Source organism: Agrobacterium sp. LAD9 (assembly GCF_003031125.1).
In the GTDB taxonomy this organism is placed as follows: domain Bacteria; phylum Pseudomonadota; class Alphaproteobacteria; order Rhizobiales; family Rhizobiaceae; genus Agrobacterium; species Agrobacterium radiobacter.
In genome coordinates this window covers 348,151-365,312 of the sequence record NZ_PHGS01000002.1, presented here as the reverse complement: position 1 = coordinate 365,312, position 17,162 = coordinate 348,151, and the positions used below count along the sequence as shown (strand labels likewise).

At 59.1% G+C, this 17,162-nt stretch carries 16 protein-coding genes and 1 tRNA gene; 11 read left to right on the top strand and 6 right to left on the bottom strand.

Going from position 1 to position 17,162, the window contains the following annotated elements; translation table 11 throughout:
• Nucleotides 1-224: 224 nt before the first annotated feature.
• Both DA915_RS02625 and DA915_RS02620 read right to left on the bottom strand, forming a co-directional pair.
• Nucleotides 225-935, bottom strand: a complete 711-nt coding sequence (locus DA915_RS02625) for a hypothetical protein (RefSeq protein WP_107675078.1) — start codon at nucleotides 933-935, stop codon at nucleotides 225-227.
• A gap of 280 nt (nucleotides 936-1,215) precedes the next feature.
• A tRNA-Thr gene (locus DA915_RS02620) sits at nucleotides 1,216-1,290 on the bottom strand.
• A gap of 155 nt (nucleotides 1,291-1,445) precedes the next feature.
• On the opposite strand from DA915_RS02620, the gene DA915_RS02615 reads away from it, so the two are divergent.
• The 10 genes from DA915_RS02615 to DA915_RS02570 all read left to right on the top strand — a co-directional run bounded on the left by DA915_RS02615 (nucleotide 1,446) and on the right by DA915_RS02570 (nucleotide 8,292).
• A complete protein-coding gene (locus tag DA915_RS02615; RefSeq protein WP_099085659.1) occupies nucleotides 1,446-1,712 on the top strand; it encodes a hypothetical protein in 267 nt (88 codons plus the stop codon).
• A gap of 102 nt (nucleotides 1,713-1,814) precedes the next feature.
• Nucleotides 1,815-3,107, top strand: a complete 1,293-nt coding sequence (gene murA, locus DA915_RS02610) for a UDP-N-acetylglucosamine 1-carboxyvinyltransferase (protein WP_003503445.1) — start codon at nucleotides 1,815-1,817, stop codon at nucleotides 3,105-3,107.
• 114 nt (nucleotides 3,108-3,221) lie between these two features.
• Nucleotides 3,222-3,662, top strand: a complete 441-nt coding sequence (locus tag DA915_RS02605) for a DUF2948 family protein (RefSeq protein WP_003503446.1) — start codon at nucleotides 3,222-3,224, stop codon at nucleotides 3,660-3,662.
• 133 nt (nucleotides 3,663-3,795) lie between these two features.
• The gene (hisD, locus tag DA915_RS02600) at nucleotides 3,796-5,094 is read left to right on the top strand and encodes a histidinol dehydrogenase (protein ID WP_107675077.1); all 1,299 of its coding nucleotides are present in this window, start codon (nucleotides 3,796-3,798) and stop codon (nucleotides 5,092-5,094) included.
• Nucleotides 5,095-5,097: 3 nt separating this feature from the next.
• Nucleotides 5,098-5,571 carry a UPF0262 family protein gene (locus DA915_RS02595; RefSeq protein WP_003503448.1) on the top strand — a complete coding sequence of 158 codons (474 nt, stop codon included), beginning with the start codon at nucleotides 5,098-5,100 and terminating at the stop codon, nucleotides 5,569-5,571.
• 2 nt (nucleotides 5,572-5,573) lie between these two features.
• On the top strand, nucleotides 5,574-6,062 hold the full coding sequence (locus DA915_RS02590) for a low molecular weight phosphatase family protein (RefSeq protein ID WP_003503450.1): 489 nt from the start codon (nucleotides 5,574-5,576) through the stop codon (nucleotides 6,060-6,062).
• A 143-nt stretch (nucleotides 6,063-6,205) separates the two neighbouring features.
• The gene (infA, locus tag DA915_RS02585; RefSeq protein WP_003503453.1) at nucleotides 6,206-6,424 is read left to right on the top strand and encodes a translation initiation factor IF-1; all 219 of its coding nucleotides are present in this window, start codon (nucleotides 6,206-6,208) and stop codon (nucleotides 6,422-6,424) included.
• Between the two features lie 33 nt (nucleotides 6,425-6,457).
• Entirely contained in the window at nucleotides 6,458-7,081 is a 624-nt protein-coding gene (locus DA915_RS02580) for a Maf-like protein (RefSeq protein ID WP_060727005.1), read from the top strand.
• Between the two features lie 3 nt (nucleotides 7,082-7,084).
• Nucleotides 7,085-7,309 carry a DNA gyrase inhibitor YacG gene (yacG, locus tag DA915_RS02575; protein ID WP_003503455.1) on the top strand — a complete coding sequence of 75 codons (225 nt, stop codon included), beginning with the start codon at nucleotides 7,085-7,087 and terminating at the stop codon, nucleotides 7,307-7,309.
• Between the two features lie 146 nt (nucleotides 7,310-7,455).
• A complete protein-coding gene (locus DA915_RS02570) occupies nucleotides 7,456-8,292 on the top strand; it encodes a DUF6030 family protein (protein WP_192886386.1) in 837 nt (278 codons plus the stop codon).
• Between the two features lie 12 nt (nucleotides 8,293-8,304).
• On the opposite strand, the gene galE is transcribed toward DA915_RS02570, so the two are convergent.
• The 3 genes from galE to mscL form a co-directional block, all read right to left on the bottom strand.
• Nucleotides 8,305-9,336 carry a UDP-glucose 4-epimerase GalE gene (gene galE, locus DA915_RS02565; RefSeq protein ID WP_060722890.1) on the bottom strand — a complete coding sequence of 344 codons (1,032 nt, stop codon included), beginning with the start codon at nucleotides 9,334-9,336 and terminating at the stop codon, nucleotides 8,305-8,307.
• Nucleotides 9,337-9,664: 328 nt separating this feature from the next.
• Nucleotides 9,665-10,831, bottom strand: coding sequence for a pyridoxal phosphate-dependent aminotransferase (locus DA915_RS02560; RefSeq protein ID WP_107675076.1), 1,167 nt, complete (start codon nucleotides 10,829-10,831; stop codon nucleotides 9,665-9,667).
• Nucleotides 10,832-10,985: 154 nt separating this feature from the next.
• Nucleotides 10,986-11,414, bottom strand: coding sequence for a large conductance mechanosensitive channel protein MscL (gene mscL, locus DA915_RS02555; protein WP_003503459.1), 429 nt, complete (start codon nucleotides 11,412-11,414; stop codon nucleotides 10,986-10,988).
• Nucleotides 11,415-11,632: 218 nt separating this feature from the next.
• Here mscL and DA915_RS02550 point away from each other — a divergent pair, with 218 nt between their 5' ends.
• The gene (locus tag DA915_RS02550) at nucleotides 11,633-15,142 is read left to right on the top strand and encodes a hybrid sensor histidine kinase/response regulator (protein WP_107675075.1); all 3,510 of its coding nucleotides are present in this window, start codon (nucleotides 11,633-11,635) and stop codon (nucleotides 15,140-15,142) included.
• 51 nt (nucleotides 15,143-15,193) lie between these two features.
• Here DA915_RS02550 and DA915_RS02545 read toward each other — a convergent pair whose 3' ends face one another.
• The gene (locus DA915_RS02545) at nucleotides 15,194-17,041 is read right to left on the bottom strand and encodes a methyl-accepting chemotaxis protein (protein ID WP_107675074.1); all 1,848 of its coding nucleotides are present in this window, start codon (nucleotides 17,039-17,041) and stop codon (nucleotides 15,194-15,196) included.
• Nucleotides 17,042-17,162 lie beyond the last annotated feature (121 nt).

Genomic DNA, 17,162 nt, shown 5'->3' with positions numbered 1-17,162 from the left:
CCGCGCGTTTAGACCGCGCTTAGGATACCCGCGAAGTGCTCGCAGGCGTCCGGTTGAGACTGTGGACTCACTAGCCAATCCCTAGATAGCTTGATTACGTGTAGCCTTCAAGTGTTTTGACGCTTTTTTTCCCACGCTTCAAGAACTTGGCCGCATACCAGCGGCTAACGTTTTCGCTGCATCGGAAAATGCGTCTTTTCGTTGATGCGCTCCACGACGATCACTTAGAACCGCATGGGAGAAGCGAGGGCTGACACTATTATCTCTTTTTCCTCGACATATCCGAGTTCCGCCGCCGCATGTTGAAATAACTCGGATGGCGTCACACTCTCCATGAGTGACTTGAATGCCCCATAGGTTCCTGACGAACCCGGCACCCGGTCCTCGAGGCCGTGGGTTGCTCCAGTCAACAGAAACTCGAAGCCCCATTCAGTCATGAAGGTCATCATCCATCCGCTGCTCAGTTCCTGCGGACGCTCATACAGTCCCAGCCGAAGCATTTCATTGACGGCATTCAAACTGAATGGAGAACTCTGCTTCAGGACAGGTGAGAGCCATTCATCGCGGTGTGTCGCACGCCGCGGGGGCATAACAAGCACCATGCCTCTCACTGTAGGTTCTCGTCGTCTCAAACCATTCAAAGCAAATCCCAGGATGAGCCTGAATTTGTAAAGCTGCCGCTTTAGCGATGTGGGCAAATCGTCTTCTGTTAGGGGAGCAGGGATGCCTTCCCTTGAGGAATCGAGACCGGGAACGGCTCTCATCGCCAGACCTGTTTGAAATGCCCGTTCCATTAACTTGGCAATCGAACTAGGTCCATCCTCGCACATGCCTCGTGCGATTTCACCGGACAGTGCTTTGCTCATGTCCCTAAAAAGCGCCTTTCTCAATCCGGCATCGGTGAGGTCCTGCAGGCTGAGGGTGTCCTTGTTCATCGCTATTGCTCCCATCAGTTCGACGGAGGAAGCGTATGATGGCGATCTGCAAGAACCAATCGGCAAGAACCAATCGGCTGTCATACCTCGAGATGAGGCTAGCTCAAAGTGGGTGTCGCGCCTGCCGGATACGGCGGCTTACGCGGTCGAAATGCGCAATTTCAGGTCAAGAGACAAACCTGTGAGGTTGCCAGAGACACAGCAAGGGTCTGTAGAGACAATCCTTAGAGTCGCTGACAGGTGCAGGCTGTTACGTAAGTATTTGAAATTGTGGGGAAAATGGTGCTGCTAGAGAGATTTGAACTCTCGGCCTCTCCCTTACCAAGGGAGTGCTCTACCCCTGAGCTATAGCAGCATCCGGTGCCGAAGCGTTTGCTTCAGCATCAAGCGTGGCGGCCTATTGCCATAGGTTTTTGACGAGCGCAAGTCGCAAAACGATATTCTTCATCAAGCGGGGCAAAAAAGCGTGCCCCCTGTTGAAAAATGCATTTTTCAGATATTGCTGAATCTATGAACGAACATCATGACAAACAGGCAAAGGCAGCGGTTTCCGCCGGCGCTTCCGCAGAAGCATCCGCCCCGGTGGCCGACGGCAAGCCGCAGGCGGGGCCTGGCGAAAAGGCGCGGCAGCGCGAGGTGGAGCGCAAGGCCCGGGCGGCCAAGAAGCTTCGTGAAAATCTTTTGAAGCGCAAACAGCAGGTTCGTGCGCGCCGTGCCGGCGAAGAGGACGATACTATTGGCCTGCCTGCCGCAAAAACGGACGAATCATCCTCTTAGAGAATTCATCAGCATAAAATTGAAACGCCGCGGAAATTCGTCTAAGGACGCGCCTTTCCGCAAGGCACTATAAGAAAGGCGGGCACAGGCCCGTAGGGACGCATGGATCGCATCAGAATTACGGGTGGCAACAAGCTAAACGGCATCATTCCCATCTCCGGCGCTAAAAACGCCGCCCTGCCGTTGATGATCGCATCGCTTCTCACCAGCGACACGCTGACGCTCGAAAACGTGCCGCATCTGGCCGACGTGGAGCAGCTCATCCGCATTCTCGGCAATCACGGCGTCGATATTTCCGTGAACGGCCGCCGCGAAAGCCAGGGCGAAGCCTATTCCCGCACCGTGCATTTCACCTGCCGCACCATTGTAGACACGACAGCGCCTTACGAGCTGGTTTCCAAGATGCGCGCGAGCTTCTGGGTCATCGGCCCGCTTCTGGCGCGTGAGGGCCGCGCCCGCGTTTCGCTGCCCGGCGGCTGCGCCATCGGCACACGCCCGGTCGACCTGTTCATCGAGGGCCTTGAAGCACTCGGTGCGACGATGGAGATCGATGGCGGTTACATCAACGCCACTGCGCCCAAGGGCGGCCTGATCGGTGCCGTCTACACCTTCCCGAAAGTTTCCGTCGGCGCGACGCATGTGATGCTGATGGCGGCAAGCCTTGCCCGCGGCACCACCGTTATCCACAACGCCGCGCGCGAACCGGAAGTGGTCGATCTGGCCCAGTGCCTGACTGCCATGGGCGCGAAGATCGAAGGCGCCGGTACCTCCACCATCACCATTGAAGGCGTCACCTCGCTTTCCGGCGCACGCCACCGGGTTCTGCCGGATCGTATCGAAACCGGCACCTATGCCATGGCGGTCGCCATGGCCGGTGGTGACGTGGTGCTGGAAGGCACACGCGCATCGCTGCTCGACAACGCGCTCGATACGCTGCGGCTCGCAGGCGCTACCATCAGCGATACGGAGACAGGCCTGCGCGTCGTGCGCAACGGCAATGGCATCCAGCCGGTCGATATCGTGACGGAGCCCTTCCCCGGCTTCCCAACCGACCTGCAGGCGCAGTTCATGGCGCTGATGACCCGTTCGCAGGGCGTCTCGCATATCACCGAAACCATCTTTGAAAACCGCTTCATGCATGTCCAGGAACTGGCCCGCCTCGGCGCGAAGATTTCGCTCTCCGGCCAGATGGCCCGCATCGAAGGCGTCTCCCGTCTGAAGGGTGCGCCAGTGATGGCGACCGACCTGCGCGCTTCCGTCTCGCTGGTCATTGCCGGCCTCGTGGCGGAAGGTGAGACCATGGTTTCGCGGGTCTACCACCTCGATCGCGGCTTCGAACGCCTCGAAGAAAAGCTCACCCGCTGCGGTGCGCTGGTCGAACGCGTCAGCGATTGATCCTTTCATCACCGCTCATCCGTTTTCTACCCGTTGCAGAGTGGCCCCGGACTGCCTATTTCCATTGTAAGTCATGGAAATAGCGGTCCGCACCGCAGAAGAAGGAAGAAAACGATGAGCGGCCTGAAATTGCTGGCGCTGGATACTGAAGATCTCTCCGTCATTTCGACGCATATGCAGGACAGCGTCTTCAAGCTGAAGGACGTTGCCTTCGAGCCGAAACACGGGCAATTCACGCTTTCCGCCAACCGTTTCGTCTGGGAAAGCACTGAGAAAAAGAGCCTGCCGCCGGAGCGCTGCCGCAGCGTGGTTTTCCTGAAGCGCGTCTCCGCTGTCCGCTCGCACGGCATCAACCGCGACGACAAGGAACAAGTGCTTTCGCTTCTCGCCATCCGCTTCGTCCAGAATGGCGAAGGGCCTGATGGCGCGGTGGAACTGACGCTGTCCGGCGGCGGCGCCATCGCACTCGATGTCGAATGCATCGAGGCGCAGCTGACCGATGTGAGCGGCGCCTGGGAAACCACTACCAAACCGCATCATCCCGACAGCGAATAAACGTTGCAAGCCTTCGCAACGGTTGCCTTTCCTTGCCGTTTCGATTTATGCCACATACCAGAGCCGCAATTTTTCTGTGGCAAGTTCGTACACCTCGCGGGATTTCCCGCGGGGACAATGAAAGGGTAATGGCGTGGCAATCTGGCTGGAGCGGGCATCGGCTGATTTCGAACAGAAATTCGCGGCTTTCCTGACAACCAAGAGAGAAGTTTCCGAAGACGTCAACGCGACCGTTCGCGACATCATCAACGATGTCCGCCATCGCGGCGATGCCGCCCTTGCCCATTATTCCCAGAAATTCGACGGCATCGATTTTTCCAAGGTCTCGATGCGGGTGACAGTGGACGAAATCGACGCCGCCTTTTCAGCGGTCGATGCGAGCGTCATCGAAGCCCTCGAACTCGCGGCCCGGCGCATCGAAAAACACCATGCGCGGCAAATGCCGAAGGACGATATCTATGAGGATGAGATCGGCGTGGGCCTCGGCTCGCGCTGGACGGCGATCGAAGCCGTGGGCCTTTATGTGCCCGGCGGCACGGCCAGCTACCCAAGCTCGGTGCTGATGAACGCCGTGCCGGCAAAGGTTGCCGGCGTGGAACGTATCGTCATGGTCGTGCCGGCCAATGGCGGCGCGGTCAATCCGGCGGTGCTTGCCGCCGCGCGTATCGCAGGCGTCGAGGAAATCTATCGTATTGGCGGCGCACAGGCCGTGGCAGCGCTTGCCTATGGCACGGAAACCATCGCGCCGGTCGCCAAGATCGTCGGCCCCGGCAATGCCTATGTGGCCGCCGCAAAGCGCCAGGTCTTCGGCACTGTCGGCATCGACATGATCGCCGGGCCTTCTGAAGTGCTTGTCATTGCCGACAAGGACAATGATCCGGACTGGCTGGCTGCCGATCTTCTGGCGCAGGCGGAACATGATCGCGGCGCGCAATCGATCCTGATCACCGACAATGCCGAACTCGGCAAGGCCGTTGAGGCGGCCGTCGAGCGGCAGCTGAAGCGCCTGTCGCGTTCCGAAACGGCGGCGGCAAGCTGGGCCGATTTCGGCGCGATCATTCTGGTCGAAAAGCTCGCCGACGCCATTCCGCTCGCCAACCGCATCGCCGCCGAGCATCTGGAACTTGCCATCGATGATCCGGATGCCCTGATGGCCCACATTCGCAATGCGGGTGCGATCTTCGTCGGACGCCACACGCCGGAGGTGATCGGTGATTATGTCGGGGGCTCCAACCATGTTCTTCCGACGGCCCGCTCGGCGCGCTTCTCCTCCGGCCTTTCAGTGCTGGATTTCGTCAAGCGCACCTCGATCCTGCGGCTTGGGCCCGAGCAGCTGCGCCAGCTTGCGCCGGCAGCGATCACTCTTGCCCGTTCCGAAGGGCTGGACGCACATGCGCGTTCGGTCTCCATTCGCCTCAATCCGGAAAGTTAAGCGATGGCTTCAGGCGATTTCCGGCTCTGCGACGTGGTACTGGACGATAGCATCGGCCGGTCCACGCCCGACGTGGAGCATGAACGCGCCGTCGCCATTTTCGATCTGATCGAGGAAAACACCTTTGAGCCGCTTGGCCATGCCGGCGGGCCTTACCGGCTGCACATCTCGCTCGTCGACGCCAAGCTGGTTTTCTCGATCAGAACGGAAGACGAGAAGGATGTCGCGATCCATATCCTGTCGCTGACGCCGTTCCGCCGCATCATCAAGGATTATTTCCTGATCTGCGAAAGCTATTACGAGGCTATCCGCTCCTCCACGCCGAGCCAGATCGAGGCAATCGACATGGGCAGGCGCGGTATTCACAATGACGGCTCGCAAACGCTGATGGATCGGCTTTCCGGCAAGATCAAGGTGGATTTTGATACCGCGCGCCGCCTCTTCACCCTTGTCTGCGTGCTTTATTGGCGGGGTTAGAGATGATCGATCCTGCCGCAGCGCCAAACGAGGGACGAGCGCCCAAATCGGTCCTCTTCATGTGCGGCATGAACTCCATTCGCTCCCCCATGGCGGAGGTCATCGCCAAACGGCTGGTGGCGCCCGGCATCTATATACAGTCGGCGGGCGTGCGCGCCGGCGAGCGCGATCCTTTCGTGGATGCCGTACTGGAAGAACAGGGATTTTCGCTCGGCAAGCACAAACCGCGCACTTTGGACGAGATCGAGGATGATTTTTTCGATCTGATCATTACATTGACACCCGAAGCCCATCACGCCGCACTGGAACTGACGCGCTCGAATTCGCTCGACGTGGTCTATTGGCCGACCATGGACCCGACGGTAATAACAGGCACGCGCGAGCAAATCCTCGACGCCTATCGCGAGGTGCGGGACCATCTGGCAAAGCTGATCTCGGAACGCCTGCCGGGACGGCAGCAGCCGGTGGCGGATACGCTTTCAAAAGACTGAAAACTGCCTCGGCCTGTTAAAATCAATCGCGATTTTCAAGCCGATGCTTTAGAGGTTCACAAATGTGCCGGGATTGTGTAGTTTCCGCGCAATTTTCCCGGACTCGATATGTCCGGCACTATCAACAGGAAGAAAACCCTTACATGACAAAAGAAGAAGTCCTTGAATTCCCGGGCATCGTAACCGAATTGCTGCCGAACGCAACATTCCGCGTGAAGCTTGAGAACGACCACGAAATCATCGCCCACACGGCGGGCCGCATGCGCAAGAACCGTATCCGCGTTCTCGCCGGCGACAAGGTGCTGGTCGAAATGACGCCTTACGACCTCACCAAGGGCCGCATCACCTATCGCTTCAAGTAATCCACGTTCCGCAACGGACGCCCGGGCAGCGCAATGACCAATTCAAAACAAAAGCTCGTTCTGGCATCCGGCTCGCCGCGGCGTCTGGAACTGCTGCATCAGATCGGTATCGAACCGGCACGTCTGATGCCGATGGATATCGACGAGACCCCGGCCAAGCTTGAGCATCCGCGCACGCTCTGCCGTCGTCTGTCATTGCAGAAGGCGGAAGCCGCGCAGGCGGCGCTGAAGAACGAACAGGTGTGGAAAGACTCCTATGTTCTGGGGTCCGATACGGTGGTCGCCGTTGGTCGCCGCATCGTCGGCAAGGCCGAATATACGGAAGAGGCCTCGGCTGCGCTGCATCTTCTTTCGGGACGCAGCCACTGGGTCTATACCGGCATCTGCCTCGTCACCCCCGGCGGCAAGATCCGACAGAAGGTGGCGGAGACAAAGGTGCGTTTCAAGCGCCTCTCCACGCGCGAAATCGAGGCTTATATCGCCTCCGGCCAGTGGCGCGGCAAGGCGGGAGCCTATGGCATCCAGGGCATTGCCGGCGCATTCGTGCAAAAGCTGACCGGTTCTTATACCAATGTCGTCGGCCTGCCGCTTTATGAGACGATGTCGCTTCTTTCCGGAGAAGGATTTGAGGTGACTTCGGGCTGGCTCGAAGGATAGGCCATGGCAAAATCTCCCGAAGGCGCCGGAAACGTCACGCCGCTGCGCAAATCCCAGCCATGCCCTGAATGCGGGCGGCCCTCGACACGGGAAGACTATCCTTTCTGTTCGGATCGCTGCCGCTCGCTTGATCTCGCCCGCTGGCTGAACGGCTCCTACGCCATTCCGGTCGCAGACGATGAAAGCAGCGCCGTTGGACAGGACACGGCCAAGAACAACGGCGAATAAGACCTGCACCGCCGGAAACTTCGGCGGTGAGTTGCATAAGATTTTCAGAGCCTTCGCTCACACCATATATTCACCGGGCTGCCGATAGTCCGAAAAGCCATATAAAACCGGCTGACGCCTTTCCGCCAGCCCCTTAAGGTCTTGCGATGGACGCAGGCTTGCAGAAAAGAGTGAGCTCCGGCGCGCTGCTGTTTGCGGTGCTGGCCGTTTGTCTTGCCATCGGGGCGACGGTGCTGCTGGCCAATGACAGGAAGCATCTCAAAAGCCTGCTGATTTATCTCAATCTGGCATCCGCGACACGCTCCGCGGAACCCCCGCCGAAGATGAAGCCCGTCAAGCGGCAGAAACTAGTCGCCCAAAAAGTCTCTCTGCCGCCCCATCTTCTGAAATTCGAGCAAGGGGGTGACAGGTCATCTTTCGCACGCGATTTCGTCCTTTCCGGCAAGGAGCTTTGCGACCGCTTTACTGCCGCAGGTTTTTCCAACCCACATGGCTGGCACGCAAGCCCGGTCAACATCCGCAATTTCGAGTGCATGGCCGATCTTGCGGTGGCGAACGCGGCAGGCCCGGCCGAGCGGGCCTCGCTCTTCCTCGAGATCAGGGGCGAAGCGTCCGGCGAGGTTCGCTCCATCAGGATGAAGGCCGTTGCGCCGAAGACGCCGGATGGGACTGCCGTTCTGACAAAGCTTGATGAAGCACTCGCCATGATCGTGGAACAAACCCGGTGGGCTGATCTGGCGAACATACTTGAACCGGCAGGCCGGATGCAGCCCTATCAGGCACAACATTTCGGTATTTCGGTTTCCATAAAACCGGAACCGACGGCACCCCATCGCCTGAACGTGATTTTGCTCACAAGCGAACAATCGCCGGGGTTGAAGCTGACACGCAGCTTCTTTGACAGGGATCACTGGCTTCGACCGGCCGCTCCACTGGATCGGCCGGCGCTCTATCCTTCCCTCAGGAAAGACCGCTTTCGGTAACGCAAAGTCCTCTCAGCCTATTGCCGCCAGCTTGCGCCGCACCGGCGGAATCCTGTCGCTTTGCTGGGCCTGGCGTTTGGCCTCCCACTGGAGCGCAGTGCGAACGATGGTCACCAGATCGTTGAAGCGAGGACGCCAGCCCAGCTCCGACTGGATGCGCGCCGAATCCGCCACCATGGCCGCAATATCGCCCGGGCGGCGCGGACAATGGATGATCGGGAAATCGCAACCCGATTCCTGCTGCACGGCCTGCAGGACATCAAGAACCGAATAACCAACGCCATAACCGCAATTGAGCGTGCGTGTGCCGCCACCGGCACGCAGATGCGCCATGGCCAGCATATGCGCGTCGATCAGGTCGCTGACATGAATATAATCGCGAACGCCGGTGCCATCCGCGGTCGGGTAGTCCGTTCCGTAAACTTCCACCCGGTCGCGGCGACCGGTAGCGGCTTCGCAGGCGACCTTGATGAGGTTTGCCACACCGGTGGGAGAAGGCCCGGCGCGCCCCTGCGGGTCGGCTCCGGCAACGTTGAAATACCGCAGCGCCACGTAATTGAAATCATGCGCCTGCACGACATCGCGCAGCATGATTTCGGAGGCGAGTTTCGACAGGCCGTAGGGGTTTTCAGGGCTGAGGATCGCGGTTTCAGGAACCGGGCCATCAAAGGGCTGGTTTCCATAGACGGCGGCTGTCGACGAGAAGATGAAATTGCGAATACCGTGGCCGACTGCCGCCGCAACGAGAGCGCGGGTCGTGCCCGTGTTGTTTTCGTAATATTCGAGCGGCTGGCTGATCGATTCAGGGACGCTGACGGAACCCGCGAAGTGGAAGATGGTCTCGATCTGGTTTTCTTCGAAAATCTGGTCGAGCAAGGCGCGATCCGCCGCGTCGCCCAGATAAAAACGCGCCGCCGGCGCGACTGCCCAGCGCGACCCCGTCGAAAGCCGGTCGACAACAACGACCTCTTCCCCGGCATCGAGCAAAGCCCACACCATGTGGCTTCCTATATAGCCGGCCCCACCCGTGACCAGAACAGCCATGACAATACTTCCCTGTTTGCTTTTCTTGACCCCATCAAAGCCAATAATTCTTCATCATTGATTACTTGCACAGCGAATACGCGACCGATCCCCAGCTCCATTAAAAAGGTGGCTTACGATTGGTTAGCGCAATGAGGTGCTTTTTATTTATTAGATGAAAATGTTCTCATAAATGGAACAAGGAGCGCATAGCACAGAAAATCCCCCACGTCGATGGTTGCGCCGTGGGGTTGCAGTTTTAGGTATTCGCTGTGATTTTGTTGCCGATTTCCCTACCGTAGCGCGATCCCGGCGCGGCAGGGGAAACCATTGTACGCAGAGGCGACGCTTACCTGCCGAGGATATAGGATGCCAGCCGGTCGGCCGCATCTTCTATCTGCTTTGGGTTGCGCAGGAAGCAGGCACGGAGAAACAGCTCCCCTCCCGGACCGAAGGCCGTGCCGGGCGCAAGCCCGACCCCGGTCTTGTCGACGATATCGAGCGCCGTGGCCCGGCTGTCCGTCACGCCGTCTATCTTGAGAAAGGCATAGAGAGCGCCATCGGGCTTCAGGGTTTCCACACGGTTCGTCGCGATGAGCGCATCGCAGAGAATGTCGCGGGAGGTCAGAGCGCGTTCGTAATTCTCGCGCACGAAACCATCACCGTGATCGAGGGCGGCGACTGCGCCGCGCTGCATGAACTGCGCCACGCCTGAAGTGGAATATTGAATGAGGTTTTCGATGACCTGACCGATGGCCGGCGGGGCAACAAGCCAGCCGACACGCCAGCCGGTCATGGACCAGTTCTTCGAAAAGGAATTGGCGAAGACGATCTTGTCATCCGGCTCCATGACGTCGAGGAAGGACGGCGCACGGCTGCCGGAATAATGATAAAGCGCATAAATCTCGTCGGCGACGATCCACAGATCATGTTTGCGGGCGAGTGCCAGAACATCACGAAGATTATCGCGCGTCGCCGTCCATCCGGTCGGGTTGGAGGGCGTATTGATGAAAAGCGCCTTCGTCTTGCCGGTGATCGCGCTTTCCAGCCTGTTGATATCGAGATCCCAGCTGCCGTCGCGGAAATCGATACCCACCGGAACCGCCTTCGCACCTGCCACACCGATGGCGGCAACGATATTCGGCCATGTCGGAGACAGATAGACCATTTCGTCGTCGGGCGAGGTCAGCGCCTGCACGGCAAGCACAATCGCCTGCATGCCGGAACCGGTAGCGTAAAAATGCTCCGGCGGCAGCGATGCCGCGAAATGGCGTTCGTAATAACGGCTCAGCGCCTGGCGCAATTCTGGAATGCCACGCTGCCAGGTGTAGAAGGTTTCGCCATTGTTCAGCCCATCGATGGCGGCCTGATTGATGAAGTCCGGGCTCGGCAGATCACCTTCGCCGACCCAGAGCGGCAGGAGATTGTCTCGCCCCCGGGCATAATTCACGACTTCAACAATGCCGCTCTCGGGAGCCGCCAGAGAGCGCGCACTCAGACTGTTCAAAATGGACATTAAAGACACTCCGTTTGGTGCCTTCTTATCGCATCGAACCAGCCATGTGCATGATATTCCGTGAGGCGATCATGGATTTTCTTTATGGATCACCCCCGGCAGGAGACCGCCGGCCGCGTGAGCCGGCAAATCAGGCCGGGGATAATGCCGGCAATCAACGCGTCTTCAGCAGATCGCGGATTTCGGTGAGAAGCTTGACGTCTTCCGGCGGCGGAGCTGCTTCCGCCTTTTCCTCAACCTTCTTGCGCTCAACCGAATCGCGCAGCTTGTTGACGCCCTTGACCATCAGGAAAATGATCCAGGCGAGGATAAGGAAGTTGATGAGAACCGTCAGAAAGCTGCCATAAGCGAAGACGGCGCCCTGATCGCGGGCGGCGGCGAGCGAGGTGGCATTGACGCTGGAGCTCAGCGGCAGGAAGTAGTTCGAAAAATCGAACCCGCCGAAGATCGCCCCCACGATCGGCATGATGAGATCGTTGACGACGGAGTCGACGATCTTGCTGAAAGCCGCACCGATAATAACACCCACGGCCAGATCCATGACATTGCCGCGGGCAATGAAGGTTTTAAATTCGTTAAGCATTCAGATTGTCCCTCTCTCCTGCTTCGCGAGCTGAAGCTATGTGACTGTCCCTACGCGCTCAACCATATAGGGTCCGGGCATCATTTGGAATCCGCGGGATTGCATTTATTAGCTTTTTTGCACGCGCGCCTTGAACTTTATGATCAGACCGCGCTCATTCTCAACGGCCCGGAATTCGCCTATGCTGATATCAGGGAACTCTTGCACGGGGAGGATGCGTGCTTCCTGGGTGGATCATATTCGGTTCGGCCTTCGCTTATGTCCTGCTGCTGTTTGCGGTTGCAAGCTATGGGGACAGGAACAGCCGCAACAGAAACGCTCCGAAAAAGGGGCGTCCGTTCGTCTATGCGCTCAGCCTGGCAATCTATTGCACGTCCTGGACCTATTTCGGCGGTGTGGGGCTCGCGGCAGACAGGGGGCTGGAATTTCTCGGCATCTATACCGGGCCGATCCTCGCCTTCACCATCGGCATGCCGATCATCCGCCGCATCGTTGAACTGGCGAAAACGGAAAAACTGACTTCCGTCGCGGATTTCATCGCCGCCCGATACGGCAAGAATTCCACCGTGGCGATGATCGTCGCCATCATCGCGCTCGTCGGCGCCATTCCCTATATCGCGCTGCAGCTGAAAGCCGTTTCCAGCTCGGTGGCGACAATGGTCGATCCCGGCGATTACGGCATTGGCAGCGGCAATCTTTATTTCCTCGATCTGCCACTGGTCGTCACCATCGTCATGGCGGGGTTTGCCGTCATGTTCGGCACCCGCCACACCGATGCCACCGAACATCAGGACGGGCTTATTCTGGCGATTTCGATGGAATCGCTGGTCAAGCTCGTCGCCATGTGCACCGTCGGTTTTTACGTACTCTTCGTCCTCTTCGACGGTCCCGCGCATCTGTGGCAGCTTGCCACGGATAATGAGCAGGCCATGCGGGCCATATCCTATCACACGCCCGTCAGCCGCTGGATCGTGATGACGCTGCTTTCCGGTTTCGCCATCATCCTGCTGCCGCGCCAGTTCCACGTCACGGTGGTTGAAAACCGCACGCCGGAAGAGCTGCGTATGGCCGGGTTCCTGCTGCCGCTCTACCTCATCGCGATCAACATCTTCGTGCTGCCGATCGCGCTTGCCGGCATTCTGACGCTCGGCGCCAATGGCGATGCCGATCTCTACGTGCTGCAATTGCCGCTCAATCATCAGATGCCGGTCGTGTCGCTGATCACCTTCATCGGCGGCTTTTCGGCGGCGACCGCGATGGTGATCGTCGCTTCGGTGGCGCTGTCGATCATGATTTCCAACGATATCGTCATGCCGATCTTCCTGCGGCAGAAGTTGTTGAACCGCTCACCGCACCGGGACGATTTCGCCAAGACGCTGCTCAACATCCGCCGAACGGCGATCTTTGCCGTGCTGCTGCTGGGTTATGGCTATTATCGCGCCGCCGACAGTGCCACGGGCCTCGCCTCCATCGGTCTTCTGGCATTCGCCGCCATTGCGCAGATGGCCCCTGCCCTTTTCGGCGGGCTGTTCTGGCGGCGCGCCAATGCCCGCGGTGCGATCGCGGGGCTGAGTTCCGGCTTTTTTGTCTGGGCCTATCTGCTGTTCCTGCCAAGCTTCGGCGGGCCTGACAATTCCGAGGTGGCAGCCAATATTCTCGGTTTCCTGTTTTCCGGCAGCACGGTATTCAATGGGCCGGAAGCCGACCCATTCGTGAATGCGGTCATTCTCAGCCTGCTCGTCAACAGCCTCGCCTTCGTGCTCGGCTCGCTTTCGCGCAATCCGAGGCCGGTGGAGCGCATCCAGTCCGGCATCTTCGTCAAGCGTCACTCGAAATCGCAATTCGCCACGCGCGGCTGGAAAACCCGCGTCAGCGTCGGTGATCTCAAAAGCGCGGTCGCCCGTTATCTCGGCGAGGAGCGCATGCTGCGATCACTTGCGACTTATGAAAAGACGGCGGGCAGGAAGCTCAACGACGACCAGCCGGCGGACATGGCGCTGATCCATTTCTCCGAACAGCTGCTGGGCAGCGCCATCGGCTCCTCCTCCGCCCGCCTGGTGCTTTCGATCATTCTTCAGAAGGCGGAAGACACCAGCGCGGACACGGCATGGCTGCTCGATCAGGCCAGCGAGGCCCTGCAATATAACCAGGACATGCTGCAGACGGCGCTGGCGCAGATGGATCAGGGCATTGCCGTTTTCGACAGTTCGCAACAGCTGACCATCTGGAACCGGCGCTTCCGCACGCTGCTGGATTTGCCCGAGCAGTTCGGGCAGGTCGGCGTACCGCTCACGGATATCGTTTCGATGCTGCAGGAACGCGGCGATATGCCCGCCGGTGACACGAATGAGCTGATCACCAGCTTCCTGACCATGGACCTGCCCTTCTCGCTGGTGCTGGCGGGCGGCGAGCGCATCATCGAAGTGCGCTCCAACACCATGCCGGACAAGGGCATCGTCGCCACCTTCACCGATATCACCCAGCGTGTTGCGAGCGATCAGGCGCTGAAACAGGCAAACGAGACGCTGGAGCAGCGCGTGGCGGAACGCACTGTCGAGCTTACCCGCGTCAACCGCGAGCTGGCGGAAGCGAGAGCATCCGCCGACGAGGCGAATATCGGCAAGACACGTTTTTTCGCCGCCGCCGGCCATGACATTCTCCAACCCCTGAACGCCGCCCGACTCTACTCATCCTCCCTGGTCGAACGGCTTGGTGCTTCAGGCGAAAGCGATCTCGTCCACAATATCGATTCGGCGCTGGAATCGGTGGAGACCATTCTCGGTGCGGTTCTCGATATTTCCCGTCTCGACACCGGCTCGATGAAGGCGCGCATGACATCCGTGCCGCTGAATGAGTTGCTGAAACGCATCGAGACCGATTTCGCACCGATGGCGCAGGAGAAGAACCTAGACCTTGTGGTCATGCCGACCTCGCTCACGGTCCGCTCCGACCCCAACCTCCTGCGGCGTCTGATACAGAATCTCGTTTCCAACGCCATCAAATATACGCTGAGGGGCAAGGTGATCGTCGGTGCGCGCCGCCGTGGCGGTGAAGTCGTCATTCAGGTGACGGATTCCGGTATCGGCATTCCCTCATCCAAGTTTCGCACCGTCTTCAAGGAATTTGCCCGGCTGGACGAGGGTGCAAGAACGGCATCCGGCCTCGGACTCGGTCTTTCCATCGTCGACCGACTGTCGCGCATGCTGCACCATCCGGTACAGCTGACCTCCACCCCCGGAAAAGGCACGACCTTCCGCATCCATCTGCCGCGTGAGGCGGACCGCCTCGTGCCGGCCAAAGCCGATGGCGGGATAACCAGTCCCGCAGCCAGCGACCGCCTGCAGGGCGTCCGGGTCCTGTGCATCGACAACGAGCCGAAAATCCTCGAGGGCATGACACTGCTGCTGACGGGATGGGGTTGCGAGGTTTTGCCCGCAGGTTCCGTGGCGACGCTGGAGGAACCCTTCCTCACCTTGGCCGCAGCACCCGATGTCATCGTCGCCGATTATCATCTGGACGATGGCGACGGCATCAGCGCCATCCGCCTCATCAGAACATTTTACGGCAAGACGATCCCTGCCCTGCTTGTAACGGCGGACCGCAGCCCGGAAGTGCGCAGCGATGCCGAAAAATACGGGATTTCCGTTCAGCACAAGCCGGTCAAACCGGCGGCGCTGCGGGCCTATATCAACCAGATATCCAGCACGGCCCGCGCGGCGGCAGAATAAAAAACTCCCGGATGTTGCGATCCGGGAGGTGTTTACATCTGAATAAGCGTGTCAGGCCGCACGGCTCAATCGATCCCTGCCGGTCGCCGAGCCATGTTCCATCTGGAAACGCTGAACGAGATCGAGCAGCGCTTCCACCTCTCCGGACAATATGCTGCTGGCCGCACTCGACTGTTCGGCAAGGGCCGCGTTCTGCTGGGTCATCTGATCCATCTGGTTGACGGAACTGTTGACGTTATGAAGTGCCGAGGACTGGTCCTGCGTTGCCGTGGCGATGGTTTCGACATGCTGGCTGACGGTGACGATCTGCCGGCTGATGGCGGAAAGCACGGTGCCCGCCTCCTGCACCAGCTTCGATCCGGAACTGACTTCCTGCGTCGACTGGTTGATGAGCTGCTTGATTTCACGCGCCGCGTCGGCAGAGCGTTGTGCAAGCTCGCGCACTTCCTGCGCCACGACGGCAAAACCCTTGCCCGCTTCGCCCGCACGCGCCGCCTCGATGCCGGCATTCAGGGCAAGAAGATTGGTCTGGAAGGCAATGTCGTCGATGACCTCGATGATCTGCTCGATCTTGCGCGAGGCATCTTCGATGCGGCCCATGGCGTCGACGGCGTTGCTGACGACCGAACCGGAACTGTCGGCGCTCTGCTTGGTGATGCGCACGGCCTCATTGGCCTCCCGCGCACGCTCGGCCGAGGATCTGACGGTGACGGTGATTTCGTCTACAGCGGCAGCGGTCTCTTCCAGCGAGGCGGCCTGATTTTCGGTGCGTTTCGACAGATCGACCGACGACTGCTCGATTTCAAAGCCGCTATGCTGGATGATGAGCGTGCGCTCACGAATCTGCCCCAGCGCATCGCGCAGGTTGAGAAGGGATTCGTTGAAATCCGTGCGCAGACGGTCGAGACGGCCAGCGAAAGGCGTCTCGATCGTGCGGCTCAGATCGCCACGCGACAGCCTGCCGAGACCAGAGGCGATCTCGCCGACCGCAAATTCGATCTGGCTGTCCAGTTCCTGTTTCTCGGCATCGTTGCGGTGACGCTCGGACTCCGCCGCAGAGCGTTCTTCGGCGCTTTTGCCCTCAATCGCCAGTTTCTCGAGCGCATTTTCACGGAAGATCACCAGCGCGCGGGCAATATTGCCGAATTCATTGGTGTTGGTGGCGTAGGGGATCGGCGTATCGAGATTGCCATCCGAAAGAGACTTGACCGCCTCGGTCAGCTTGCCAAGAGGTTGAAGCGTGCGCTTGATGACGAAATAGGCGAGCAGTCCGACGCCAAGCATGGCAAGCGTGCCACAGATCAGCATCATGTCGCGCAGGCTATATATCTGCGCGTTGTAGACCTCCATGGGAACACCCACGAACAGAATGCCGACAGTTGCGCCTGTCTTGTTCACGACAGGCATGTAACCGGTCATGTAACTGGTGCCGAACAGTGTGGCAGTGCCAAAATAGGCCTCACCCTTGGAAACCTTTTCGAAAGCGGGATGATCGGTAGCAAGCTTGGTGCCTGCTGCTCTCTCACCCTTTTCGTTTTTCAGATTGGTGGTGACGCGAATAAACTCGCCCGCCTTGGCCTCAAAAACCGTGGCGATACCGCCGTTGCCGGCAGCCGTGCGATCGACGAGATCGTTGTCGCGCAGCGTCCCGATGCTGGCGCGACCCACACTCTTGAGCTCGCCATCCACCATTTCGAGGGCAACGCCGCCGACCTTCATCTCGTAAAGGATAGACATGCCGCGCATTGCGCTGTGCGTATCACGCAGCGCGGTGGTGATGATGTTGTCCTTCAAGCGAATATAGGTCGAAAAACCAACTGCCGCCACGCTGAGCGTGATCAGGCCGATCGTCAACGCGACGACCTTGCCAGCAACGGACTTAAAGAGCCGGTTGTGCATGAAACAGTTCCCCAAAGCCAAACTTATAAAAGTTCTAGTAGGCAACTGTTAAAAAAACGCGAAGTGCCGATAGCGCCTTTTAGGGGGTGCGCAAATGCCGGTTCGGCGCCTGCCGGGCTTC

Coding starts and splice junctions, on each gene's coding strand:
- DA915_RS02625 (WP_107675078.1), bottom strand. CDS start 935: ATGAACAAGGACACCCTCAGCCTGCAGGACCTCACCGATGCCGGATTG.
- DA915_RS02615 (WP_099085659.1), top strand. CDS start 1,446: ATGAACGAACATCATGACAAACAGGCAAAGGCAGCGGTTTCCGCCGGC.
- murA (WP_003503445.1), top strand. CDS start 1,815: ATGGATCGCATCAGAATTACGGGTGGCAACAAGCTAAACGGCATCATT.
- DA915_RS02605 (WP_003503446.1), top strand. CDS start 3,222: ATGAGCGGCCTGAAATTGCTGGCGCTGGATACTGAAGATCTCTCCGTC.
- DA915_RS02595 (WP_003503448.1), top strand. CDS start 5,098: ATGGCTTCAGGCGATTTCCGGCTCTGCGACGTGGTACTGGACGATAGC.
- DA915_RS02590 (WP_003503450.1), top strand. CDS start 5,574: ATGATCGATCCTGCCGCAGCGCCAAACGAGGGACGAGCGCCCAAATCG.
- infA (WP_003503453.1), top strand. CDS start 6,206: ATGACAAAAGAAGAAGTCCTTGAATTCCCGGGCATCGTAACCGAATTG.
- DA915_RS02580 (WP_060727005.1), top strand. CDS start 6,458: ATGACCAATTCAAAACAAAAGCTCGTTCTGGCATCCGGCTCGCCGCGG.
- yacG (WP_003503455.1), top strand. CDS start 7,085: ATGGCAAAATCTCCCGAAGGCGCCGGAAACGTCACGCCGCTGCGCAAA.
- DA915_RS02570 (WP_192886386.1), top strand. CDS start 7,456: ATGGACGCAGGCTTGCAGAAAAGAGTGAGCTCCGGCGCGCTGCTGTTT.
- galE (WP_060722890.1), bottom strand. CDS start 9,336: ATGGCTGTTCTGGTCACGGGTGGGGCCGGCTATATAGGAAGCCACATG.
- DA915_RS02560 (WP_107675076.1), bottom strand. CDS start 10,831: ATGTCCATTTTGAACAGTCTGAGTGCGCGCTCTCTGGCGGCTCCCGAG.
- mscL (WP_003503459.1), bottom strand. CDS start 11,414: ATGCTTAACGAATTTAAAACCTTCATTGCCCGCGGCAATGTCATGGAT.
- DA915_RS02545 (WP_107675074.1), bottom strand. CDS start 17,041: ATGCACAACCGGCTCTTTAAGTCCGTTGCTGGCAAGGTCGTCGCGTTG.